Here is a 23380-nt window from a genome sequence, read left to right on the forward strand (position 1 = left end):
GAGCCGACCCGGCTCCTTACTCTGTGCTACTTTCTCGCAAGCTTGGCGAATTTCCGCTTCCCTACTTGAATCACGTCACCATCTTGAATTTCAAGCTCTGCATTGAAATCAGTCAGCTTATCTTCATTGAACTTGACGGATCCCTGCTGTATACTGCGTCTGGCCTCTCCATTAGAGACGGCGAAGCCCAGAAGCGTTAACAGCTTGATCAAACCAATCTTGCCATTCGAAAGCTCGCTATCTGCGATCTCAAAGGTCTGAATATCGTCTGGGAGCGCTCGCTGCTGGAACACGGTTACGAAATGCTCCTGCGCCGTCTCTGCATCCTCTAGGCTGTGATACATTCTTACGAGTGTAAAGGCAAGCTTCATCTTGGCATCACGTGGGTGCAGCGTGCCTTCCTTCATCCCTTCTTCAAGCACGGAGAGCTCCTCATTCGTAAGATCCGTTACAAGCTGGAAATATTTCAGCATCAATTCATCAGGTACGGACATTGCCTTGCCGTAAATTTCGTTAGGCTGTTCATCGATGCCGATGTAATTCCCCAGACTTTTACTCATCTTCTGAACTCCATCAAGCCCCTCAATAATCGGAGTCATGATCGCCACCTGAGGCTCTACGCCGTACTCCTTCTGAAGCGTACGTCCCATAAGCAGGTTGAACTTCTGATCTGTTCCGCCAAGCTCGATATCTGACTTCAAAGCAACGGAGTCCATTCCCTGCATCAAAGGATAGAAAAATTCGTGGACACTGATAGGCTGCCCGCTTTGGTAACGCTTAGTAAAGTCATCACGTTCAAGCATACGCGCAACCGTCAGCTTCGCAGCAAGCTTTACCACATCCGCAAAAGTCATTGGGGCGAGCCACTCTGAATTGAAATGGATTTTTGTTTTTTCCTTATCCAAAATTTTGAAAGCCTGTTTAAAGTAGGTTTCCGAGTTGCGCTTCACATCTTCCTCGCTCAGCTGCTTTCTTGTCTCGGATTTGCCAGTCGGATCACCAATCTGGCCTGTAAAGTCACCAATGATCAGCTGAACCTGATGACCCAGCTGCTGGAATTGACGCAGCTTCTGCATAACGACAGTATGTCCGATGTGCAGATCCGGAGCCGAAGGATCGAGTCCTAACTTGACCTTTAACGGCTCACCTGTAACCACAGACTTCATAATCTTGTTCTTCAGTTCTTCCTCGGGAACGATCTCTACCACGCCCCGCGAAATAACTTGCAGCTGACGCTCAACCTCAGCCTGCTGCTCAAGAGATAATTCTTCCCATTTCATAACGTCCTGCCTCCTGTAACTTTGATATATCTGAACACAAAAAAGCCCCCTCTTATCCCAAAGGGACGAGAAGGAGCTGCTCGCGTTACCACCCTAATTAAAGCCGTATCCACTTAAAATAGACACTATGGCTTTCACTTCATTCCTATAACGGTTACCCGGTACCGGACTACTGACACATTCATTCGCATGTGTGTTCCCCCGGACGGCTCCAGATTGTAATTCAAAGGAGGTTCACTCACGGTTCGCAGCATCCACCGATTCTCTGAGGAGAGATTTCCACCTTCTACTAGATCTTTCTAAGCCTTTATCCATATGCTTTTGTATATTACTGTATATCTTATAACATATATACTTTTGGGAAGTCAAACCCAAGATTCCCTTCCAGAACAGCCATTCATAGGGCAAGGATCGCGAAAATGGATTCAAACGGGTACATTTGTGCTATAATGTTGCTGTTAAAAGGAGGATACTCTATGGTAGAAGTGCACGAAAAGGATCCTGTAGAACAAAAGCCCGTACGTCAGAGACATTGGGGCAGGACGACCCTGAAATTGTTCCTGTGGCTGGTTTTTGTTGCTTTTACAGGGATTCTGTTTGTTGGAGGAGCCTTATTTGGCTTCGTTTCATCCAACGTCAAAGATGACCCTGTCCGTTCAGGGGCGATGATTGAACAGAAAATAAGCACTAATAATATTACTGCTTTCGCTTACTTCCGCGACGGCACCGCGATCGGCCAGCTTCGTTCTGAAGAGGATCGTCGGCCGGTAACCTTCGAGGAAATTCCCCAGATTGTGATTGATGCCGTGATTTCCATCGAAGATAACAATTTCTGGCATCATAGTGGTGTCGACGTGAAGGGAACTCTCCGAGCAGTCAAAGAAAGACTTCTGCGGGAAAGCAGCCAGACTGGAGGCAGCACGTTAACCCAGCAGCTGGCCCGGCGGGTGTTCCTCAATCTGGATCGTACGGACAACCGGAAAGTAAAGGAAATGCTTCTGGCGCTTCGCCTTGAGCGGTTCTTAGACAAGAAAGAAATTTTAACCGCTTACTTGAACAAGGTACCTTTCGGCAACGGGTCAAATGGATACAATGTATTTGGAATCCAGGCAGCCTCGAGAGGAATCTTTGGAATCGCCGACCTTAAGAAGCTCAACATTGCTGAAGCCGCCTATTTGGCTGGTCTACCTCAGCTCCCCTCTTCTTACTCTGCTTTTAATGGGAAAGGGGAATTTAATAAGTCCAACTTCAACCGGGCTGTCAAACGTCAGCATTTAGTGCTGCAGCGCATGCTCGAGGAGAAGACCATTACCAAGAGCCAATATGACGAGGCTATGGCCTTTGATATCAAAAAGACTCTTGCCCCGCAGACCGAGAAGGCCTATGCAACATACCCATATCTTATGCTGGAAACCGAACGTCAAGGCGCCGAGGTGCTTGCTTTACTGAAAGATCCGTCCTTGGACAAGAACAAGATTCCAAGCCAAACACTGGAGGAAGCAAGACAGCAGCTTTTGACTGGCGGTTACCGTATCTATACAACTATTGATAAAAAAGTTTATAGTGCGATGCATAAAGTGTCAGAAAACAGCAGCAACTTCTCTCCGAATAGTAAAACAAAAGGCCTTGAGCAGGTTGCCGGTATGATGATCGACCACAGAACAGGCGGTATCCTAGGCATGATTGAAGGCCGTGACTTCTACACCGAGCAGATGAACTATGCTACCCAAATGGTCAGACAGCCCGGCTCTACAATGAAGCCGATCGCAGCTTACCTGCCTGCCCTGGAAAAAGGTCTCGTTCAACCCGCTACCATCATTGATGATTCTCCAGTTATATTCCGCGACGGGCAGAAAGGCTATCATATTCCAGTCAACTCAAGCGGGGGTTATAAAGGGCTCGTTACTGCAAGAACGGCTCTCAACGAATCCAGGAATATCCCTGCGCTCAAGCTGTTCAACTACACCGTTGGAATTAACGACGCTTGGGCTTTCGCCAAGAAGCTGGGCATTACTACAATTCAGAAACAGGATTATCAGGCGCAAACCGGAGTTCTAGGCGGTCTGAGATATGGTGTAACCGTTGAGGAATTGACGAACGCATACGGTGCCATTGCGAATCAAGGGGTATTTAATGATGCCTATATGATCGAGAAGATCACCGATTCAACCGGTAATGTGGTATACCAGCATAAGGCAGAGCCTACACAGGCATTCTCCAAGCAGACCGCATACCTGATGACGGATATGCTGCGTACAGTCATCTCTGCATCGGGCTCAACCGGTCATTCCATTGCTCGTGATTTCAAGAAATACGGCGAGATTCCAGTTGTCGGCAAGACAGGAACCACGCAGGACTATGGTGACGTCTGGTTCATGGGATACTCCCCGGATGTTACGCTTGGAGTATGGGTTGGATATAAGGAACAGAAGAATACACTGGTGACCAAAGAAGCCAAATCCAGAGCCAAATCCATCTGGGCGCTTGTCATGAATGAGGTCAGCGATAGCAAGCCTGAATTATTCAAGACAACGAAATTCACGAAACCAGATGGCATTGTCACCCGGACCGTATCCGGATTCAGCGGTCTGCTGCCGACCTCTCTTACGCAGCAGGCTGGTAAGATGGTCACCGATATTTTCAATGTGAAGTATGTGCCAAAGAAATCTGATGATGTTCTGGTAAGAGCCAAATATATTACTTACGATGGTGTAAATTATATCCCTCATGACGAGACACCTTCGGACATGGTGCTGCAGAAAGTAGTTATGCGGCGTGACAAGCCAATTAAAGAATTAATTGACGAGCTGCAGAATGCCTTCTCCAGAATGAGGGGCGGTCACAGAGACCTCAGCTACTATCTGCCTAAGGATGCATCCGAGGATGCTCCGACCAAAGTAGACCCTCGAGTCGACGATGGCAAGGCTCCCGCAGCTCCCTCCAATGTTAGGGCTATTGCTGGGAGCGGCCATAACACGATCACTTTCAACAAGAACAGTGAGAAGGATGTTGTCGGGTACAGGCTGTACAGATCTGTAGATGGCAGCGCGTTTCGTTACAGCAGTGCTGTTCTTGCCGGTTCAGGCACTAGCTTTACTGATGGAAAATCATCGGGACATAACTACTCTTACTACGTCACAGCAGTTGATGTTGGCGGGCATGAGTCGTCACCTAGTGCTGTAGCCACCTCGGAGGGGGCAGGAACACCACTTCCGAAACCGGGCAAAACGCCGTCAGAATCGGATTCAAACACAGGAGCTGACAGCGGAAGCAGCACTCCAGATGAGACCAGCACTACGGACGGGACCACCACTTCAGGCGGGTCCGGCACTACAGGCGGAACCGGCACGGTCACTTCTGCCCCTTCCGCTCCTCAGCGGATGCACGCTAAAGCAACCAGCGGCGGTGTTCAGGTTAGCTGGAATGCTAATCCTAAGGCGGAGAGTGTGAGTGGATACAATGTATATTACGCGGATACAGAGAGCGGGGTGTACTCCCTTGTCGGAACCGTTCAGTCTAACCAATATGAATATACAGGCTCCCCTATCAACGGCTACATTCGGGTGACGGCCATCAATGCTGCTGGGGAATCAACACCAACCTCTCCTCTTCATATTCAGAAATAAGAACCAATGGACGACCAGTCTTCAAACCTATACAAACAACGGAATCCGCTACGGATTCCGTTGTTTTTTGCGATTCATGTTTATGACAAAAAAACGACCGAACCGAAGTCCAGTCGCCTTAGAATAGTATTGGAGTATTAGTCCTCAATTGTAGATAAATCCCCTACGGGCAGCTGAAGCTCCCATGCCTTAAGTACACGGCGCATAATTTTGCCTGAACGAGTCTTCGGTAATTTATCCTTGAACTCAATTTCACGCGGTGCCGCATGGGCTGATAAGCCAACTTTTACAAACTTGGAGATATCCGCTTTCAGCTCCTCTGAAGGTTCAAAGCCCTCTCGTAGAGAAATAAATGCCTTAATGATCTCACCCCGCGTAGGGTCCGGCTTCCCGATAACCCCCGCCTCAGCCACTGCTGGATGCTCTACAAGCTTGCTCTCCACCTCGAAAGGTCCGATCCGTTCACCAGAAGAATTGATAACATCATCAATCCGTCCCTGGAACCAGAAGTAACCATCTTCATCCATATAGGCAGAATCGCCGGAAATATACCAGCCTTGAATACGGAAATACTCTTCGTATTTGGCGGGATTGTTCCAGATCTTACGCATCATGGACGGCCATGGCGTCTTGATCGCGAGATTTCCCATTCGGTAAGGCGGAAGAACGTTACCCATGTCATCTATGATTGCCGCTTCAATACCTGGAAGTGGACGACCCATGGAGCCCGGCTTCATAGGAAGTGAAGGATAGTTGCATATCAATTGTCCCCCGGTTTCAGTCATCCACCACGTATCATGGATTCTCTTCCCATACACCTTAAGTCCCCAGCGGACGACCTCGGGATTCAGCGGCTCTCCCACGGAGAGCACATGTCGAAGGCTGGACAGATTATATTTGGAAATAACATCCTCGCCTGCCCCCATCAGCATGCGGAAGGCCGTAGGCGCACTATACCACACCGTGACTCCATACTTCTGTATGGTCTCATACCAATCGGCCGGACTGAAACGGCCACCGCGAATAACATTCGTGGCTCCATTCAGCCAAGGAGCGAATATACCATAGGATGTACCAGTTACCCATCCCGGGTCAGCCGTACACCAATAGACGTCTCCTTCCTGGAGGTCCAGCACAACCTTCCCCGTATAGTAATGCTGAATCATTGCATTGTGTACATGGTAGACTCCCTTCGGCTTGCCTGTTGAGCCTGAAGTGTAATGAATAATCAATCCATCTTCTCGATCAACCCATTCAATTTCTGCTTCTGAAGACGCTCCAGCCATGGCGGATTTGAAGTCGATAATCCCTTCGCCTGGTTCTACTTCGTCACCAACCACGATAATATGTTGTAATTCTGGTAGTTCATTACGTTTAATTCTTGAGAGCAAGGAAGGTGTCGTAACGATCGCTACCGCCCCACTGTCCTCCAGCCGATCCTTCACGGCAGTCTCCATGAATGCCTCGAACAAAGGCCCCACAACGGCACCAACCTTGATGGTGCCCAGAATACTAACATAAAGCTCTGGCGTTCTCGGCATGAACACAAATACGCGATCACCCTTTTGAATCCCTGTATCCCTAAGAACATTAGCGAATTTGTTGGATAAATGCTGAAGCTCTTCGAAAGTAAATGCCTCATCCCGTGTCGCATCGCTGTATAATAACGCTGTTCTCCCGCCCCGGCCAGCATCCACATGACGGTCTATGGCTTCATAGGCCAGATTCAGCTTACCGGTCTCGTACCAGGAGAATTCCTTCTCGACATCCTTCCAATTAAAGCCTTCATACGTTGTTTCATAGTCCCCCAAATTTGACGAGGTGGCCACTGCTGAAATAACTTCCCCTTGCAGTTGGTTCATCTTTTCATCCTCCTTAATCCTCTCTCGAAACCGGAAAATTGTAAGTTGGAATTCACGAAAACAGAAACAGGTTCAGTCTTAGACAGCGCTTACACGAATGCTGTCGATAAATGTCTCATGTGGCTTTTAACACGCACGAAGTAAAGTTTGGAAATGTGAAGAATTTATGTCAAAAGGTATTATATCATAGGCAAAAGAAAGCGGCTACACTTTTCAATTTACCATTTTTCTGCTATAAGTGAGAGGAAAGAGGAAAGGAGAGCGACGATGGAACATCCTAAAATGTACCACGCCCATATCCTGTCTCATCCATCAACGGAAATTACGGTGGAAGGACCTGTATCCCCTGATATACTCCAACGGCTCCGTATGCATCCGGAACTCGACGCCTTCCGCAAACCGGAAGAGCAGCATGCTGCCTTGGTTGAAATTGCTGGCCTTCCTGAAGGACGTATGATTATAGCGCGCGAGGGAGACCTCATTGTCGGATATGTTACTTTCCATTACCCAGACGAAATGGAACGCTGGTCTCAGGGTGAGATGCCCGATCTTATAGAACTCGGTGCGATTGAAGTAGCTAATGAATACCGTTCACTCGGCCTTGGAAGCGCCATGATCCGAACGGCTTTTGAAGATACCCAGATGGAGAATTATATCGTATTTACGACCGAATATTACTGGCATTGGGATTTGAAGACGAGCGGGCTAGATGTATGGGCCTATCGCAAAATGATGGAACGGTTGATGCAGACTGTAGATATGGTATGGTACGCAACCGACGATCCCGAGATTTGCTCTCATCCTGCTAACTGCCTGATGGTGCGTATTGGCAAGAATGTGCCACTCGAATCCAAAGAACGATTTGATCAGATCAGATTTCAACAGCGGTTCATGTATTAATTTGGAGAAGATAGGGGGATTGCTCAGCCATGTCTGGAACAGCAAGGTTTGTCCATCATGACAAAGATTTAAGTTATCATTTCCATGACAGCCACCCTTTCCATCCCATTCGACTACAGCTCACTATTGACCTATTGTCATTCGCAGGCGCTCTGCCCGAGGAAGCCAAGCTCTCCTCCCGACAAGCTGACGAAGAGGATCTTCTTCGCGTACATAGTCTCGAATATATCAAGGCCGTTCAGGCGCTTAGTGTAAAAGACCCTGCTGCGGAATGGTTGTCTCGAGCTGAACAGTACGGGCTGCTTGATGAGGATACGCCGTACTTTGCGGGAATGCATGAAGCTTCATCCTATATAGCCGGAGGGACCCTAACGGCTGTAGAAGCCGTCATGTCGGGCTCAGTCACACATGCTCTGCATCTGGGAGGTGGACTTCACCACGCCCTATTAGCGAAAGCTGCCGGATTCTGTGTGTATAATGACGCCGCAGTAGCCATCTCTTATGCTAGGGAGAAATATCAAGCCAGGATTCTATACATCGATACTGATGTTCACCATGGAGATGGGGTGCAGTGGAGCTTCTACTCAGACCCTGAGGTCTGCACCTATTCCATTCACGAGACAGGAAAATACCTCTTTCCGGGAACTGGGTTCGTGAACGAACGCGGGGAGCATCTGGGTTATGGTTATGCAGTGAACATACCGCTCGAGCCCTATACCGAGGATGACTCCTGGATGGAATGTTTTGCAGAGTCTATCCGCCGCGTTGCTGCTTATTTCAAGCCTGATCTGATTATCAGTCAGCATGGGTGCGACGCGCACGCCATGGACCCCCTATCTCATATGCACTGCAGCATGAATATTTATAAGCTGATGCCTGAACTGATCCACGAATTGGCTCATACTTACTGTGGGGGCAAATGGGTTGCCGTTGGTGGAGGCGGATATGACATCTGGAAGGTGGTCCCGCGGGCCTGGAGTCTGCTTTGGCTTGAGATGAGCGATCATCCACTGAAAAAGAAGCTGAAGACCCAACCGCTGAGTACTCTTCCAGACGAATGGATTAAAAGATGGCAGCCACAGGCCCCCGTCACGCTTCCGTCTGAGTGGCTGGATAACCTGAGCCGCTGGGAAGCCATTCCCAGAAGAGATGAGATTATAGCAAAAAACCGCGAGACCCTCGCGGTTGCACTTCAAGATATTCCTTAAGGATTACTACACGGCTCAGAATTAATTCCAATGTTCTAATATATCCCTCAAGATTTCATAAGAGCGGCGGGACGCCTCCACCGTGAACTCAGCAAAGTTGACGTTCGCGGTTCCGTCCGCCTTATCGGACATTGACCTCAAGACTACATAAGGAACGTTATTTAAGTGGCTCACCTGGGCCACGGCTGCCCCTTCCATCTCCACGCATGCTCCGCCTAAAGTATCATTCAGTGATTTCACCACCGCGTGATCGGCAACAAACTGATCTCCAGAGAGAACTCTTCCCACGATAAACTTATGATCCTTACATATTCTGCCGCATGCGGCTTCAGCGAGCTTTACAAGAGTGCGGTCCGCCGGGAAGTCTGATACCTCTTGAAATGGGATAACACCTTTAGGAAAACCTAAGGCTGTGACATCCATATCATGCTGCTGACAGGAGGAGGAAATTACAATGTCCCCGATGTTCAGCTCAGGATCCGCTGCTCCAGCTACCCCGGTGAACAGGATCGCACTTACCTCAAAACGATCAATCAGGACTTGAGTAGTGACAGCCGCATTGACTTTACCTACACCCGATTTACAGACAACGACCTCTTTCCCGTACAAAATGCCTTTAGTAAAAGTAATTCCACTGTGAAGAAGAGTCTCCTTACTTTCCATATCAGCAAGCAGCAGGGCTATTTCCTCATCCATAGCTCCAAGCAATCCTAATGTTGTCATATAATAAAGCTCCTTTCCCAAAAAGAAGCTCCCTGCACAGGAGCTTCTTCTTCGATAACCTTTTTCATATATTGTATATATCTCTTTATTAATTCTTGTCCTCTAAATGGTTCACGGATAAACGCAAAATCGTCTCGTGAGGCAGAATCACACGGGGATTCTCCACATTCTCTTTCTTCATAAGCTTGGTCAGTAAGCGCATCGCTACGGCTCCAAGGTCATACATCGGTTGAGCAACGGTGGTGAGCTGAGGACGTACCATCGATGCCATACGAATGTTGTCTACACTGATTACAGAGAAATCGTCCGGTACTTTAAGTCCTTCGTCCTGAATGCTATGTATTGCCCCGATCGCCATCTCATCAGTAGCCGAGAATACAGCGGTTGGACGTTTCTTAAGACCAAGGAAATACTTCATGGCTTCTACACCGGACTCGTAACGATAATTCCCTATTCTCACAAGATCTTCCTGGTATGGGATTCCTGCAGATTCAAGCGCTTTCTTGTAACCCTGGAATCTCGCATAACCGTTGGCCGGATCCTGTAGTGTTCCACTAATCATGGCGATTTCCCGGTGCCCATGACGGATTAAGGTATTCACGGCATCAAAGGCAGCAGCCTCGTGATCAATATCTACAGAAGGAATAACTCCATTCTCGTCGCTAGTAGCACACAAGACAATGGGAACTGAGGACGTTTGGAAAGCTTGTACATGTTCCTCCGTCACTGTGCCGCCCATGAACAGAAGGCCATCCACCTGCTTCTCAAGCAGCGTGTTAATAACACGGATCTCCTTCTCTTTCTTCTTATCTGCATTACATAAAATAATGTTATAGTGATACATGTTCGCTATGTCTTCGATACCCCGCGCAATTTCTGCAAATATCGAGTTTGAAATATCAGGAATTACGACACCAACCGTCGTAGTCTTCTTGCTGGCTAGGCCTCTTGCCACAGCATTTGGACGATATCCGAGTCGTTCTATCGCTTCGTATACTTTCTTCCGGGTCTGAGGCTTCACATTCGGATTGTTGTTAACAACCCGGGACACCGTGGCCATCGAGACGCCAGCTTCACGTGCCACATCATAAATGGTAACCGTCACATTCTTCTCTCCATTGCCAATAAATTTTTCATTCTGATTCTGTAGATGTCGATGTATCCGAACGAACTAAAAATCAGCAGCGGTATTCACAAAGTAATGTAAAATAGTTAATTTGGGCTGTTGACTTTAGTTACTCTATAATATGAATTAAATTTATGATACGATAAAACGCTATTTTGTGCAATCGATAACGCGATTTCTACACTTATGCTTCCTAAAAAGCAACTGAGGCAATACTGGAATGGGAGATATGCCAGGACGGCCTTCCCCTGAGGATAACACTCATTTCATCAGTTATTCTGGGCAAGGCCATCACCATATATTCAGCTTCTCACACGCTTTGAATTCCATTTCCGTTTCCTCTTGCTCTATGTATTTTAGCAAAAAACGCGAAAAAAATCCAATAATCGTGAAAATTCTGCTGAAAAGGGGTGAAAAAAATCATTTTATTCTGGAAACTTGTCGAGCAGTGTGAAACAGTGTAAGTTGAGATAGCCGCTGAGTGATGTCTTGCATCCACATGCTGTCTTCTTGTTCTTTGGCATATCCATAGATATCGAGGAGAAGATTGATTCTATCTTCTTTTTTTTGTTCCAATATGTGTTCGATTGAAGCGGATATAGGGGCTGCATATATCGCATCGTACAGAAGATTCGCCACCTCATTCATCTCATTGAAATGAATCACCCGGCTTCCTTCGATCTGCTTCCACTCCCCAAGCAGGGATAGAACATGCGGCTTCACTTCAGGAAGAACTTCATAAGTCGAACAGGATTCACATTGTAATATGGGTACATTTTCAATTTCAATTCGCCCTTCAAAAATGACTTTTCTGAAATCCAGGCTCATCGCTTGTCCGCAATCACATGACTTGCGCACATCATCACCTCATCTGCATTCTGTTTCAATATTTTGTGCCTTAATCTAACTAACGTAAGTGATGTGTAAAAAGTTTTGGTTTTTGATACAATTAAATAACTGAAAAAGCATTTCGTCAATGCTCAAATTCGACTGGAGGCGTTAGATATGAGACTAACTGGAAAAAGAGTCATCGCTTTAGTGGATGAAGAATTTGAGGATTTAGAACTCTGGTACCCGGTATATCGCGTTCGCGAGGAAGGGGCTGAGGTTCACCTCGTCGGTGCCGAGAAAGGCAAAAAATACATTGGCAAGTATGGCGTTCCCGCGGAAGCTGAAATTGCTTACGAAGAGGTGGAAAGCCAGAATTATGATGGTATTCTAGTTCCTGGCGGCTGGGCGCCGGACAAGCTTCGCCGGTATCCAAAGGTGCTGCAGCTCGTCCGCGAAATGAACGAAGCCAAGAAGCCCATCGGGCAAATTTGCCATGCAGGCTGGGTACTGATTTCCGCCAAGATTCTGAATGGAGTTACAGTTACCTCAACACCAGGAATTCGCGACGATATGGAGAATGCCGGAGCTATCTGGAAGGATGAACCGGTAGTTACGGATGGCCATATCATCTCCGCCCGCCGCCCTCCCGATCTTCCGCCATATGGAGCTGCTTTCTGCGATGCACTGGCAGCAGCCAAATAGAGTACAAAACCGCTGACGAGTTAATCGCAGCGGTTTTGTTATTTAAACATGTAGAATGCTCAGATGATGCACTTAATTAAGCGGACACCTTTGCTCTTCTTCTGATCTCAACACTTCACTCATGGAATTCTGTTCCAGAAGAGCTTCAATTTCTGCACTGGTCCGAAGCTTGTAGCATTGCTCCCCTACGGCTTTTCCCTCGGTCGCCTTACTCCCGAGAATTTTATGCTTTACCCGCAGCAAGGATTGGGGGGACATACTTAAATCATGAATCCCCAAGTACAGCCATAACGGAACGGACCGTTCATCCCCTGCCATTTCTCCGCAAACACTGACCGTAATCCCGGCCGCATGGGCCGCTCTGACAGTAGTGCGAAGCATACGTAAAATAGCTGGGTGATAGGGATGGTACATCTCTGCAATTTGCTCATTCATCCGGTCCACAGCGAGAACATACTGAACCAGATCATTCGTTCCGATACTGAAGAAGTCAACTTCTTCAGCAAGCAAATCAGCAATAGCTGCAGCAGCTGGAACTTCAATCATAATTCCCACAGGAATCTCAGCGTCATAAGTGATTCCCTTGAGATCCAGTTCGTGCATCGCTTCCCGGAGGATCTGTTTGGCTTCAATAACTTCCTCTACCGATGAAATCATGGGAAATAAAATTTTCATCCGGCCATAGGCACTGGCTCTCAGAATAGCGGTAAGCTGGGTTTTGAACAATTCCGGGCAATCCAGGCTAATTCGAATTCCTCGATATCCAAGCACAGGATTCTCCTCCTCGGGGATGGAGAAATACTCGAGCTCCTTATCTCCCCCTATGTCCAGGGTTCTGATCACAACAGCATGATTCCCTGACTTCTCTGCAACCTGACGATAAACATCAAACTGTTCATCCTCTGTCGGGAACGTACTGCGGTTCATATACAGAAATTCGGTCCGGAACAAACCTACTCCTTCCGCGCCATGCTTCAACGCGATCTCACAGTCCTTGATCGAGCTGATGTTGCCTGCTAATCTCAGCTGAACACCGTCGATCGTGACCGCGGCCACCGAAGCCAGCTGCTGCAGCTGCTCCTTGCGTTTGCGGAGCCGTTCTGCAAGCTGGGAGTACTTGTTCACCAGCCTTTCATCCGGATCCAGGAACAGGCAGCCTTCATCACCGTCTACAATCAGCAGATCCCCGGTTTGAATTGGGACAGTCAACTTATTCTCCAAGCCAGAGACAAGAGGAATACCAAGCGCCCTGGCCATGATTGCCGAATGGGAGGTCTTTCCCCCAAGCATCGTGACCATTCCAAGCACATTGCTGGGATTTAGGTGTACAAGCTGTGAGGGGGATAACTCTTTGGCTACAAGGATGTAAGGCTGTGTATCCGCAGGTAGGGTAATGTCGGGCGTCCCTAGCAGGTGCTTGAGAAGCCGATTGCCTACATCTTTTATGTCAAGAGCACGCTCTTTCATATATTCATCGTCCAGCAAATCAAACATCGTGACGAAATGATCGATGGCTTCCTTTACGGCAACTTCGGCAGCCTTGTATTGTCGTTCAATGATCCCCTGGATCTCACTCATAAAGACGGGATCTTCTAAAATGGCGATATGGGCATCAAAAATACCCGATTCCTCTGAACCCACCATTTCCTTGATCTCGTTCTTGATAATTTCAATCTCATTCTTGGAGGTCCTGATTCCTTCATACAAACGATCAAATTCCTTGGTGAGATCGATGTTCTCCATTCTCCGATCTGGCACGTCCCATTCCCAAGAAGGCAGAACGAACGCTCTTCCGATGGCAACTCCAGTCGAAGCACCGATACCTTGTATCATATGAGCCCCCTTCAATTCCTACTTCTCATAGGATATCCTCTCTCTATATAGATATGGTATACACCCACCCAAACATTTGTCAAAGGAAAAAGCTCAAATAACAAAGGCACTCAAGCTGAGTGCCCTGTCAGATATAAATCATATTTCCGCAGATTATCGGCTGCGGACAGGTGAAGTTACCGCATCCTCTACTTTAATGCACCGGTCCATAATAACTTTAAGCCCGTTCCCGGATGCAATTTGGTTGGCTTCTTCACTGAATACCCCGAGCTGCAGCCATAACACTTTGGCACCAATTGCTACAGCTTCCTGCGCCACTTCCGGGGTGTACTCACTCCGGCGGAATACATTCACGATGTCCACAGGCTCAGGGATATCCTTGAGCCTAGCATAGGTCTTATCTCCCAGAATGTCTTCAGTTATCATGGGATTAACAGGAATAATCCGGTATCCTCTAAGCTGAAGCGCATGGGCAATCATGTAGGAAGTCCGGTCCGTTTTGTCCGACAACCCAACAATAGCGATATTTCCAGCCGATTCCAGAATAGCTTTTATTTCTTGACGGCTCGGATTCTCAAATGCCATACCAAACCCCTCCCATCTCAATATGCAAACTTTTAAATAAATATTAGGACTTCAGCCATTCTACAGAAGCACCAAGTGCAGAGATGTGATCAAAGAACTGTGGATAAGACTTGGCCACATGATGCGCATCCTTAATGGTCACCGGCTTCTGAGACCGTAAACCAACAATTGTGAGTGCCATGATCACCCTGTGATCGTAATGGGCATTAATCTCTACACCGCCCTCAACGCCTTCAGGACGACCATGAACAATAATTTCAGCTTGTCGTTCCTCGACATGAGCCCCGGCCTTCCGCAGTTCGGTCAAATAATCCGTAATACGGTCGCATTCTTTATAACGAAGATTCTCCACATTATAGAATCTTGAGGTTCCTTCAGCAAATACAGCCGCGGCGACCATGGCCAGGACCGCATCCGTAGCCGCGTCCCCGTCGAATTCGACAGCCTTCAGCTTACCGGTTCCCTGGATATGAACAATACCATTCTGATGTGTTAAAGGGACGTTCATCATCTTAAGCACATCGACTACCGCCCGTTCACCCTGCTTGCTGTGCTCCACCAGACCTTTCACGGTAACATCAGACTCTGTCACTGCTGCGGCTGCCAGAATGGCTGCGGATCCCGGATAATCGCCTTGTACCTGATAAGTCTTAGCTTGGTAGGATTGGCGTCCTGGCACTTTAAAGTGAACATAATCCTCGGAAGCTTCAATCCGGATACCCGCCTGCTCCAACACTTCCAGCGTCTGTCCAACAACTACTTTGGATTTCAAATCCCCAAGCACTTCTATCTCACTGTCTTCCGCAAGCAAAGGGGTAAGGAAGAGCAGGGCGCTGAGATATTGGGAGCTAACCTCTCCCGATACCTTGATCTTACCGCCCTTAGGTGATCCTCCCTGAATACGGATTGGAAGGCGTCCTTCATTATGCTCCACATTCACACCCATTTGGGTAAGGGAATCAATGAGGTCATCATGAGGGCGTTTGCCGAGTGAATCCGGATAAGTATTAACGAAGGTAACATCAGGACATAGTGCAGTTACAGCCATAAGGAAACGAAGCACCGCTCCGGCGTTGCCTACATTAAGCTCTTTGACATCCTTCGGCTTGGAACCGAAGCCCTTGATCACAATCTTCTCGTCGTCTTCCTCAATGACAGCCCCCAAATCGGCGATACACCGCCGCATGGCATCACTGTCTTCACTATGTGCCGGGTAATAAATCGTACTGGTGCCTTCTGCAAGCGCAGCTACCAGCAAATACCGGGTCGTATAATTTTTTGAAGAAAGTGCTTGAATTTCCCCTTTTAGCTGAGGCGTGGGTCTAACAATAATATCCATATGTACTCTCCTTTTGTATATTTATGCTGCCTTCTGACATAAAAAGTCTCACCATCAATTCACAGGACGAAGCTTAAACGCGGTAATGCATTAAAATCTCTGAAGCCACGTCAGCTGCTGATTTGCCCGTTGTATCCACTGTACAATGTGCAAAATCGTATGCGCCTTTGCGCTCATCCAGCAGTCGCATTACCCGTTCACGTACTCCACCGGCTAATAAAGGCCGATTCGGGTCGTCACCTACCCGGCTGATGATGCTCTCTGCGTCGGCTTTCAAAGATACGACCCAGCCATTTGCAGCCATTTCCTTGCAGTTCTCGGCTTTCAGCACACATCCACCGCCTGTAGCCACAATAACACGATCCCGCTGAAGAACCTCACGCAGGACAGCGTTCTCCATTTCCCGGAAAAAGGCTTCTCCCTTGTTAGCAAAAATATCAGGGATCGTACTGCCAGCCTTGCGCTGAATCTCAAGATCCAGATCCACGAGTTCATGTCCGGTCTCCGCCGCCAGGAGTGTACCGACGGTTGATTTACCTGTACCCATCATTCCAATTAAAACAATGTTGTCTTTCGGCCCTTTCAACGTGTCACCTACTTTATGTCTTCCTACTCCAAATACTCTCAAAAAAATAACTTTGTCATATCATAACACATTATTCATGAAGCAAAAAGACACCCCGTCAGGCAATAAGCCAAACCGGGGTGCCCCTCAGATATTAAGGTTAGATTAGAACCACTGATGGTGGAATACGCCTTCTTTGTCCACACGCTTGAAGGTGTGAGCTCCGAAGTAATCGCGCTGTGCCTGAAGCAGGTTCGCTGGCAGTCTCTCGGTCCGGTAGCTGTCATAATAGGACAGTGCGGAAGAGAAGCCTGGTACCGGAACCCCGTTAGCAACTGCTGTAGAGATAACTTGGCGCCATGCACCCTGATAAGATTCAACAATTTGCTTAAAGTAAGAATCAAGCAGCAGGTTCTTCAGTGCAGGATCACGGTCATAAGCATCCTTGATGTTCTGCAGGAACTGGGAACGGATAATACAGCCGCCGCGGAAGATCATCGCAATATTGCCATATTTCAAATCCCAGCCGTATTCGTCAGAAGCGGCACGCATTTGAGCAAAGCCCTGTGCGTAAGAGACAATCTTACTTGCGAACAATGCCTTACGTACGTTCTCGATGAATTCCTGCTTGTCCCCTTCAAAGGACTTAGCTGGTCCGCTAAGGATTTTGCTTGCTGCTACACGCTCTTCTTTCATTGCAGACAAGAAACGGGAGAATACGGATTCGGTGATCATGGACAGCGGCACACCAAGATCCAGGGCGCTTTGGCTTGTCCATTTCCCTGTACCCTTTTGACCAGCTGCATCAAGAATCACGTCTACCATTGGCTTGCCGGTCTCTTCATCATACTGGGAGAAGATATCCGCTGTGATCTCGATCAGATAGCTGTCGAGTTCACCTTTGTTCCATTCTGTGAAAATTTCATGAAGTTCCTTAGCATCAAGGTTCAGCGTATCCTTAAGCAAGTGATAAGCTTCACCAATCAGCTGCATGTCACCATACTCGATACCGTTGTGAACCATTTTCACATAATGTCCGGCACCGTCTGGTCCGATGTATGTACAGCAAGGGTCACCGTCAACTTTGGCAGAAATCGCCGTAAGGATCGGCTTAACCAGTTCATAAGCACTTTCTTGTCCACCTGGCATAATCGCAGGTCCGTTCAGAGCGCCTTCTTCGCCGCCTGATACCCCTGTTCCGATGAACCGGAAGCCTTTAGCTTCAAGGTCTTTACTGCGACGCTGGGTATCCGGGAAGTATGCGTTACCTCCATCAATAATGATGTCTCCTTGATCCAGGTGTGGGACCAATTGCTCAATCGTTGCATCTGTAGCTGCACCAGCTTGTACCATAATTAGAATTTTGCGTGGAGTTTCCAAAGATTCCACGAATTCTTCAATCGAGAAAGTGCCGAATAGATTCTTGCCTTTGGCTTCATTCTCGAGCAACTCGTGTGTCTTCTGAGGGGAACGGTTAAATACAGATACAGTAAAGCCTCTGCTCTCAATATTCAGTGCCAAATTCTTACCCATCACCGCAAGACCGATGACGCCTATCTGTTGTTTTGACATCAGGTTCTCCATCCTTTGCAGACTATATTTTATGACAATAATATCATTTTAATGCTTTTGAGGAAAGAAGTGAACCCCCGAGTGCTTTAACGTGTCAAAGCAGCATACGCACAAAGCACCCCAAATCAATATGTTTTGAGGTGCTTCGGTCACTTCATATTTATTTCACAGCTGATCACCATTCAAGCTCCATCAGATTACGGCGAAGCTTCTTCAGCTTTTCTTTACTGGTATCGGCCGCCTTCTCATCGCCGGACTTCAGTGCTTCAAATAACCTCTCAAGCTCTGCATCTACCTCGCCTTGAAGGCACTCAATCTCATGCTCAGCAGAAAGTGAGTTATACATATACGTCATCTTTTCAAAGCTTGGATCCACGCCTTTCTGGTAAAGAACCCGCTGCTGCACTCCGGATACCTCAACCAGGCGGATGACTTCGCCAAACAAGATATTCTCGATCAGAATCTGCCGATCCTTAAAGCGCTTAACCACCGCATGCCCCCGCAAATCGCCGATTAATTTCTCCAGCCACTCTGCAAGCTTCGCATCCTTAATGATATAATCCCCTACCAGTTTGTAGCTTTGGTGTACCCTCTGGAAGCGGAGCTTGGTCAGCTTACGGCCTGTTCGGACGGAGACAATAAAGATGGAGTCACTCTCACTCCAATACAGCGAGTATCCATCCTGAATTAAATCCCGGATCAGCTGCTGAATATGAACCCGTTCAAATCGTAATTCGAGATTGCAATATTCTACTTCGTAACTTTTGTTCATGGGACTCCCTCCTTCAAGTTTTGCTGAGCAAAACTGTTCCGAAAGCATAGACTCTGCAGGGCATGAAACGCTTGAAAATACAATCGTCCTGGTTACAGTTTACATTATCTTATACTTTATCTTATGTAACGGTAACTTGGATTATTTGATTATTTTTACCCGCAAAGTTTAGGTCGTGACGCAAATTTTGTAGGATTTTGATATAATCAAGCTGCTGCACATTTGTTGGTCTGTAGTGTGAGCACAAATCAATACATAATCAGGGGGCACTGCTCATGACTTTTACCGGCTTTACCAAACAAGATTTCGACGTCTTCACTGTTCCGGGACTGGAACCACGTATGGAGACTTTAATTAAAGTTCTACGGCCAAAATTAGATGAACTTGGCGGACTGATTAGCCCTTACCTATCCGCGCTTTGCGGAGAAGAAATCTTCCCGCATGTAGCCAAGCATGCACGGAGAACCATAAATCCACCGCATGACAGCTGGGTGGCTTGGGGAAGCAGCAAACGCGGCTATAAAGCCCTTCCGCATTTCCAGGTAGGGATGTTCGCCTCCCATCTGTTCATTATTTTTGCCGTTATATACGAAAGCCCCAATAAACTCATTCTCGCCAAATATCTGGAAAAACACGCGTCCAGCTTGAAAAAAAATGTTCCGGATGAATTTTATTGGTCGATGGACCATATGGATCCGGGCGGTAAGCTTCATAAGGAACTGGCAGCCAGCGACTTCAAAGCCATGGCGGGTAAGCTGAGCTCAGTCAAGAAATCCGAAATATTATGCGGTCTACGGATTGAACAGGACGACCCTATTCTCCGCGATGGGGACAAGCTCATTGCGAAGATCGAAGATACATTCGAGAAGCTCCTTCCTCTTTATAAAGCCTCTTTCTAGATAATGTCTAATACAAACAGGGGTGTCCCAAAATGGTCTATGGACCTGGGACACCCCTGTTTATGCTGCATGGATTAGGACTGCTTCGTATCCAGCTGACTATACGTATGCTGGCGTGACAAGGCAAGATGAAGAATGAACATGATTCCCATAACGATCGCACTCGCCATAAAGGGAGAGCCGGGACCGAACAAATCCCATAGTTTCCCCGACACCATGGGGCCAAACACCATTCCTGATCCTTGAATCGTAAGGAACAATCCCCAGATCGCCCCCTTCTCTCCGGAAGGAAGCATATGAGAGATCATGGTATCCCAAGTAGGCAGGATAAATGCATAGCTTATCCCAATCATGGCGACAAGCACCCACAGCATGGGGATCGATCGGTTAATAGCGAACAACGCGATCGATACAGCGGCAAGCAGGAACCCGATATGCAAGAACCATTTCGTACCATGACGGTCAGCGAGCTTACCGATCGGAATAAGACCGATGACCGTAATCCCGCCCCCCACCACCATAAGTGCACTATAGCTCGCCGGGGTTAAGTGCAGCACGGTTCGAACATAGAGCGTTATGACCGGCGTCAGAAGCCCGATCGCAAAGGATTGAAGAAATAAAGCGGGATACAGCATCCAGCTTACATTGAGATTCTTCTTGATCTCGGCAATCGTTCTTCGAAGATTACCTCCCAACTGCCTAACTCCTCCTGTCATAAGCTTGCTCTCCCCCTCAGGATGGAGCACATGAGGATCCACTAGTTTGGTTGTATTCTTACCCGGCAGCAGGAGAGATACAGCCAGTACAAGCGCCATACAGCCCAGCAGAATCCAGAATACCTTCTGGTAAGAGCCGTCTCCCACAAAAAAATTAATGACAATCGGGCCGGCACCGGCCCCGCCCAGACTGGACATCTGAATAATCCCCATTGCCGTAGCAAAGTTATTGTTCTCCCCGCTCACTGCTGATACCCCCATCATAATACAGGGCCAGAGCGGTGCGGTTCCCATCCCAAGCAGAGCACAAGCCAGAACTATAAGACCCGTATTTGAAGTCACGGCGATGATGCCAACGGCAATAAAGGTCAATGTAAGTCCAATAGCCATCGTCATCCTGAACCCAATCCGTTCTATCAGCCAGCCTGAAGGGCTCCTGAACAAGTTATCCCCAATGTACTGCATAGAAATAGATAAACCAATTGCAAAGGTGGTCAGATGGAGTACATCGCCCATATATACGGGGAGAATGGTAACAAGTAGGGCGCCTTTAACAAATTCAACCAAGAACATGATAATCCATAAATAAATGAAAACCGGGGTAATTAGCCTTTTGGAGACACCTTTTGCTTTTGTAAGTTCCATACTTACCTCCTTGTCCTACCTTCCCAAACATCCGCTCTCTATCTATTTTGTCCCATTTAGATCCAAATTTACACCGACCACTCTATAATCGAAGCTTGCATTCCCGTCTCTATTTGCTATACTCAAGCTTGTTTATATATTACACAAGAAAGGCAGTGACGGCTCAACATGGATCATAACCGTACGCCGCTTTTTACGGCTCTGAAGAAACATGCGGCTAGCAATCCCGTTCAATTCCATATCCCCGGTCATAAAAAAGGGGCTGGAGTGGATTCTGAATTCCGTGAATTTATTGGCGATAATGCGTTCTCTATAGATCTTATCAACATTGCGCCACTCGACGATCTTCATCAACCTACAGGGGTTATCGAAGAAGCCCAGAAGTTAGCGGCCGATGCCTTTGGCGCAGACTATACTTATTTCTCTGTACAAGGGACAAGCGGTGCCATTATGACGATGATCATGTCCATTTGTTCCCCAGGCGACAAGATCATTGTTCCGCGTAATATTCACAAATCCATCATGTCCGCGATTATTTTCGCCGGAGCGAAGCCGGTCTTCGTCTCCCCTGCTCTAGACGAGAATTTGGGAATCAGTCATGGCATCACTACCTCTTCCGTCCGTAGAGCCCTCAAGCGTCATCCGGATGCGAAAGCCGTTCTTGTCATCAATCCCACTTATTTCGGAGTAAGTGCACATCTCGAGGAGATCGTAGAGCTGGCCCATAGCTTCCATGTGCCTGTGCTGGTCGATGAGGCTCATGGGGTTCATATTCATTTCCATGACGAGCTTCCCATCTCCGCCATGGCGGCCGGTGCCGATATGGCTGCAACCAGCGTACACAAGCTGGGAGGGTCCATGACCCAGAGCTCCGTTCTGAATCTGAACGTGAAGAACGGCTATGTGAATCCTCAGCGGGTTCAGACGATCATCAGTATGCTGACGACAACTTCGACTTCTTACATCCTTCTCGCGTCTCTGGACACCGCACGGCGGAACATGATGCTGAACGGCAGACAGATGATTGAAGAGACCCTGAAGCTGGCTGATTACGCTAGAACGGAAGTCAACAAGATTGAAGGACTCTACTGCTTCGGCAAAGAAATTCTTGGCGGTGAAGCAACCTACGCTCATGATCCTACCAAGATTACGATTCATGTTAGACACCTCGGAATTACTGGATACGAGACGGAAAATTGGCTTCGGGAACATTACAACATCGAAGTTGAGCTTAGTGATATGTACAACATTCTGTGTTTCATAACTCCTGGCGATACGCAGGATACCGTAGATACTCTTCTTGTAGCACTTCGTAAGCTGGCTGCTGAGTACTCGGTGAACACCGCCAATGAGCTGGTTGTAAAAACACCAGAGATCCCTCAGCTCTCCCTGATTCCGCGTGACGCCTTCTATGCGGATACAGAAGTTATTCCTTTCAAGGAATCCGCAGGGCGGATCATCGCGGAATTTATCTATGTCTACCCGCCGGGTATCCCCATCCTGCTTCCAGGAGAGGTGATCTCGCAGGAGAACATTGATTACATTGTCGAACACGTCGATGTTGGACTACCAGTTAAGGGTCCTGAGGATCGCAATATCCATCAAGTTAAAGTTATTGTTGAGGCAGATCCCATATTTTAGGTACATTAAGAGGATAACGTGCAGGCCAGACGATTTCAAGTTTGGCCTTTTTTTGTATTTTATTAGTAAAAAATCATCTGGCCAGAATCAAAAAAGCCCCCATTAGGGGGCTCAATGCTTACAGTACAATTTAAGATTCTTCCTGTGCAGAAACTATTTCGTTGTAAGCTTCTTCAACAAGACGCCATTCTTCTTCATCTTCGATATTGTAGAGCACCATCTTATCGTCTTCTTCTTCTAGACGGAGAATAATGCCATCAGCTTCCGGATTGTTACGTTCAAGCAGAAGAGCATAGACCTTCTCACTAACATCGAAAGTTTCAACCAGAACCATTTCCACATCCTGGCCGTTCTCGTCTGTCAACGTGAGCACGAACTCCTCGTGTTCATGATCATGGTCGTGATCGTGTCCGCAGCCGCAAGCCTCATCATGCTCATGTTTGTGATCGCTCATTGAAATACCTCACTTCGGGTTAATTTGTTAATTACTGTCGCATACCCTCGTATCGTAACATTTCCAATCATTTAGGTCAATTTGGGATATGCTTCTTAATT

At 47.5% G+C, this 23380-nt stretch carries 19 protein-coding genes and 1 other annotated feature; of the genes, 6 read left to right on the forward strand and 13 right to left on the reverse strand.

Annotated features, from left to right (window positions below):
- Positions 1-26 precede the first annotated feature (26 nt).
- A complete protein-coding gene (gene tyrS / locus EJP77_RS04625; RefSeq protein ID WP_127197972.1) occupies positions 27-1280 on the reverse strand; it encodes a tyrosine--tRNA ligase in 1254 nt (417 codons plus the stop codon).
- A 58-nt stretch (positions 1281-1338) separates the two neighbouring features.
- Positions 1339-1591: a binding site (T-box leader), on the reverse strand.
- 165 nt (positions 1592-1756) lie between these two features.
- Between tyrS and EJP77_RS04630 the strand changes: the two genes are divergently transcribed.
- Entirely contained in the window at positions 1757-4906 is a 3150-nt protein-coding gene (locus EJP77_RS04630) for a transglycosylase domain-containing protein (protein ID WP_127197973.1), read from the forward strand.
- 137 nt (positions 4907-5043) lie between these two features.
- Here the strand turns inward: EJP77_RS04630 and acsA are convergent, their stop codons facing one another.
- The gene (acsA, locus tag EJP77_RS04635) at positions 5044-6768 is read right to left on the reverse strand and encodes an acetate--CoA ligase (protein ID WP_127197974.1); all 1725 of its coding nucleotides are present in this window, start codon (positions 6766-6768) and stop codon (positions 5044-5046) included.
- Positions 6769-7035: 267 nt separating this feature from the next.
- On the opposite strand from acsA, the gene EJP77_RS04640 reads away from it, so the two are divergent.
- Both EJP77_RS04640 and EJP77_RS04645 read left to right on the forward strand, forming a co-directional pair.
- Positions 7036-7668, forward strand: coding sequence for a GNAT family N-acetyltransferase (locus EJP77_RS04640; RefSeq protein WP_127197975.1), 633 nt, complete (start codon positions 7036-7038; stop codon positions 7666-7668).
- A 29-nt stretch (positions 7669-7697) separates the two neighbouring features.
- Entirely contained in the window at positions 7698-8876 is a 1179-nt protein-coding gene (locus tag EJP77_RS04645) for an acetoin utilization protein AcuC (protein ID WP_127197976.1), read from the forward strand.
- Between the two features lie 21 nt (positions 8877-8897).
- On the opposite strand, the gene EJP77_RS04650 is transcribed toward EJP77_RS04645, so the two are convergent.
- From EJP77_RS04650 to EJP77_RS04660, 3 genes are all read right to left on the reverse strand, one after another.
- A complete protein-coding gene (locus EJP77_RS04650) occupies positions 8898-9599 on the reverse strand; it encodes a 5'-methylthioadenosine/adenosylhomocysteine nucleosidase (protein WP_127197977.1) in 702 nt (233 codons plus the stop codon).
- A gap of 88 nt (positions 9600-9687) precedes the next feature.
- Positions 9688-10704 (reverse strand): catabolite control protein A, encoded by a 1017-nt coding sequence (gene ccpA / locus EJP77_RS04655; RefSeq protein ID WP_127197978.1) that lies wholly within the window; start codon positions 10702-10704, stop codon positions 9688-9690.
- Positions 10705-11145: 441 nt separating this feature from the next.
- A complete protein-coding gene (locus tag EJP77_RS04660) occupies positions 11146-11583 on the reverse strand; it encodes a hypothetical protein (protein WP_127197979.1) in 438 nt (145 codons plus the stop codon).
- 147 nt (positions 11584-11730) lie between these two features.
- On the opposite strand from EJP77_RS04660, the gene EJP77_RS04665 reads away from it, so the two are divergent.
- On the forward strand, positions 11731-12258 hold the full coding sequence (locus EJP77_RS04665) for a type 1 glutamine amidotransferase domain-containing protein (protein WP_127197980.1): 528 nt from the start codon (positions 11731-11733) through the stop codon (positions 12256-12258).
- A 72-nt stretch (positions 12259-12330) separates the two neighbouring features.
- Here the strand turns inward: EJP77_RS04665 and ptsP are convergent, their stop codons facing one another.
- From ptsP to EJP77_RS04695, 6 genes are all read right to left on the reverse strand, one after another.
- Positions 12331-14091: a phosphoenolpyruvate--protein phosphotransferase gene (ptsP, locus tag EJP77_RS04670; protein ID WP_127197981.1), complete on the reverse strand. Its 1761-nt coding sequence runs from the start codon at positions 14089-14091 to the stop codon at positions 12331-12333.
- 153 nt (positions 14092-14244) lie between these two features.
- Positions 14245-14676 carry a CoA-binding protein gene (locus EJP77_RS04675; protein WP_127197982.1) on the reverse strand — a complete coding sequence of 144 codons (432 nt, stop codon included), beginning with the start codon at positions 14674-14676 and terminating at the stop codon, positions 14245-14247.
- Positions 14677-14719: 43 nt separating this feature from the next.
- Complete coding sequence (aroA, locus tag EJP77_RS04680; RefSeq protein ID WP_127197983.1) at positions 14720-16015, reverse strand: 3-phosphoshikimate 1-carboxyvinyltransferase; 1296 nt, start codon at positions 16013-16015, stop codon at positions 14720-14722.
- A gap of 73 nt (positions 16016-16088) precedes the next feature.
- The gene (locus EJP77_RS04685; RefSeq protein ID WP_281278456.1) at positions 16089-16601 is read right to left on the reverse strand and encodes a shikimate kinase; all 513 of its coding nucleotides are present in this window, start codon (positions 16599-16601) and stop codon (positions 16089-16091) included.
- Between the two features lie 144 nt (positions 16602-16745).
- The gene (gene gndA, locus EJP77_RS04690) at positions 16746-18152 is read right to left on the reverse strand and encodes an NADP-dependent phosphogluconate dehydrogenase (RefSeq protein ID WP_127197984.1); all 1407 of its coding nucleotides are present in this window, start codon (positions 18150-18152) and stop codon (positions 16746-16748) included.
- Between the two features lie 175 nt (positions 18153-18327).
- Positions 18328-18924: a hypothetical protein gene (locus EJP77_RS04695; RefSeq protein WP_127197985.1), complete on the reverse strand. Its 597-nt coding sequence runs from the start codon at positions 18922-18924 to the stop codon at positions 18328-18330.
- Positions 18925-19199: 275 nt separating this feature from the next.
- Here EJP77_RS04695 and EJP77_RS04700 point away from each other — a divergent pair, with 275 nt between their 5' ends.
- Positions 19200-19823, forward strand: coding sequence for a DUF1054 domain-containing protein (locus tag EJP77_RS04700; RefSeq protein ID WP_127197986.1), 624 nt, complete (start codon positions 19200-19202; stop codon positions 19821-19823).
- Between the two features lie 74 nt (positions 19824-19897).
- On the opposite strand, the gene EJP77_RS04705 is transcribed toward EJP77_RS04700, so the two are convergent.
- Entirely contained in the window at positions 19898-21184 is a 1287-nt protein-coding gene (locus EJP77_RS04705) for an MFS transporter (protein ID WP_127197987.1), read from the reverse strand.
- Positions 21185-21352: 168 nt separating this feature from the next.
- Here EJP77_RS04705 and EJP77_RS04710 point away from each other — a divergent pair, with 168 nt between their 5' ends.
- Positions 21353-22825 (forward strand): aminotransferase class I/II-fold pyridoxal phosphate-dependent enzyme, encoded by a 1473-nt coding sequence (locus EJP77_RS04710; RefSeq protein WP_127197988.1) that lies wholly within the window; start codon positions 21353-21355, stop codon positions 22823-22825.
- Between the two features lie 130 nt (positions 22826-22955).
- Here the strand turns inward: EJP77_RS04710 and EJP77_RS04715 are convergent, their stop codons facing one another.
- On the reverse strand, positions 22956-23279 hold the full coding sequence (locus EJP77_RS04715; RefSeq protein ID WP_127197989.1) for a DUF1292 domain-containing protein: 324 nt from the start codon (positions 23277-23279) through the stop codon (positions 22956-22958).
- Between the last annotated feature and the right edge of the window lie 101 nt (positions 23280-23380).

Origin of the sequence: Paenibacillus zeisoli (genome assembly GCF_003994465.1) — a bacterium.
In the GTDB taxonomy this organism is placed as follows: Bacteria; Bacillota; Bacilli; order Paenibacillales; family Paenibacillaceae; genus Fontibacillus; species Fontibacillus zeisoli.

Excerpts from the sequence above, each read along its gene's own strand:
- aroA (WP_127197983.1), bottom strand. The coding sequence starts at position 16,015 with ATGGATATTATTGTTAGACCCACGCCTCAGCTAAAAGGGGAAATTCAA.
- EJP77_RS04705 (WP_127197987.1), bottom strand. The coding sequence starts at position 21,184 with ATGGAACTTACAAAAGCAAAAGGTGTCTCCAAAAGGCTAATTACCCCG.
- gndA (WP_127197984.1), bottom strand. The coding sequence starts at position 18,152 with ATGTCAAAACAACAGATAGGCGTCATCGGTCTTGCGGTGATGGGTAAG.
- EJP77_RS04695 (WP_127197985.1), bottom strand. The coding sequence starts at position 18,924 with ATGAACAAAAGTTACGAAGTAGAATATTGCAATCTCGAATTACGATTT.
- acsA (WP_127197974.1), bottom strand. The coding sequence starts at position 6,768 with ATGAACCAACTGCAAGGGGAAGTTATTTCAGCAGTGGCCACCTCGTCA.
- EJP77_RS04710 (WP_127197988.1), top strand. The coding sequence starts at position 21,353 with ATGGATCATAACCGTACGCCGCTTTTTACGGCTCTGAAGAAACATGCG.
- EJP77_RS04700 (WP_127197986.1), top strand. The coding sequence starts at position 19,200 with ATGACTTTTACCGGCTTTACCAAACAAGATTTCGACGTCTTCACTGTT.
- EJP77_RS04650 (WP_127197977.1), bottom strand. The coding sequence starts at position 9,599 with ATGACAACATTAGGATTGCTTGGAGCTATGGATGAGGAAATAGCCCTG.
- EJP77_RS04640 (WP_127197975.1), top strand. The coding sequence starts at position 7,036 with ATGGAACATCCTAAAATGTACCACGCCCATATCCTGTCTCATCCATCA.
- EJP77_RS04715 (WP_127197989.1), bottom strand. The coding sequence starts at position 23,279 with ATGAGCGATCACAAACATGAGCATGATGAGGCTTGCGGCTGCGGACAC.
- EJP77_RS04665 (WP_127197980.1), top strand. The coding sequence starts at position 11,731 with ATGAGACTAACTGGAAAAAGAGTCATCGCTTTAGTGGATGAAGAATTT.
- tyrS (WP_127197972.1), bottom strand. The coding sequence starts at position 1,280 with ATGAAATGGGAAGAATTATCTCTTGAGCAGCAGGCTGAGGTTGAGCGT.
- EJP77_RS04645 (WP_127197976.1), top strand. The coding sequence starts at position 7,698 with ATGTCTGGAACAGCAAGGTTTGTCCATCATGACAAAGATTTAAGTTAT.
- ptsP (WP_127197981.1), bottom strand. The coding sequence starts at position 14,091 with ATGATACAAGGTATCGGTGCTTCGACTGGAGTTGCCATCGGAAGAGCG.
- EJP77_RS04630 (WP_127197973.1), top strand. The coding sequence starts at position 1,757 with ATGGTAGAAGTGCACGAAAAGGATCCTGTAGAACAAAAGCCCGTACGT.
- EJP77_RS04675 (WP_127197982.1), bottom strand. The coding sequence starts at position 14,676 with ATGGCATTTGAGAATCCGAGCCGTCAAGAAATAAAAGCTATTCTGGAA.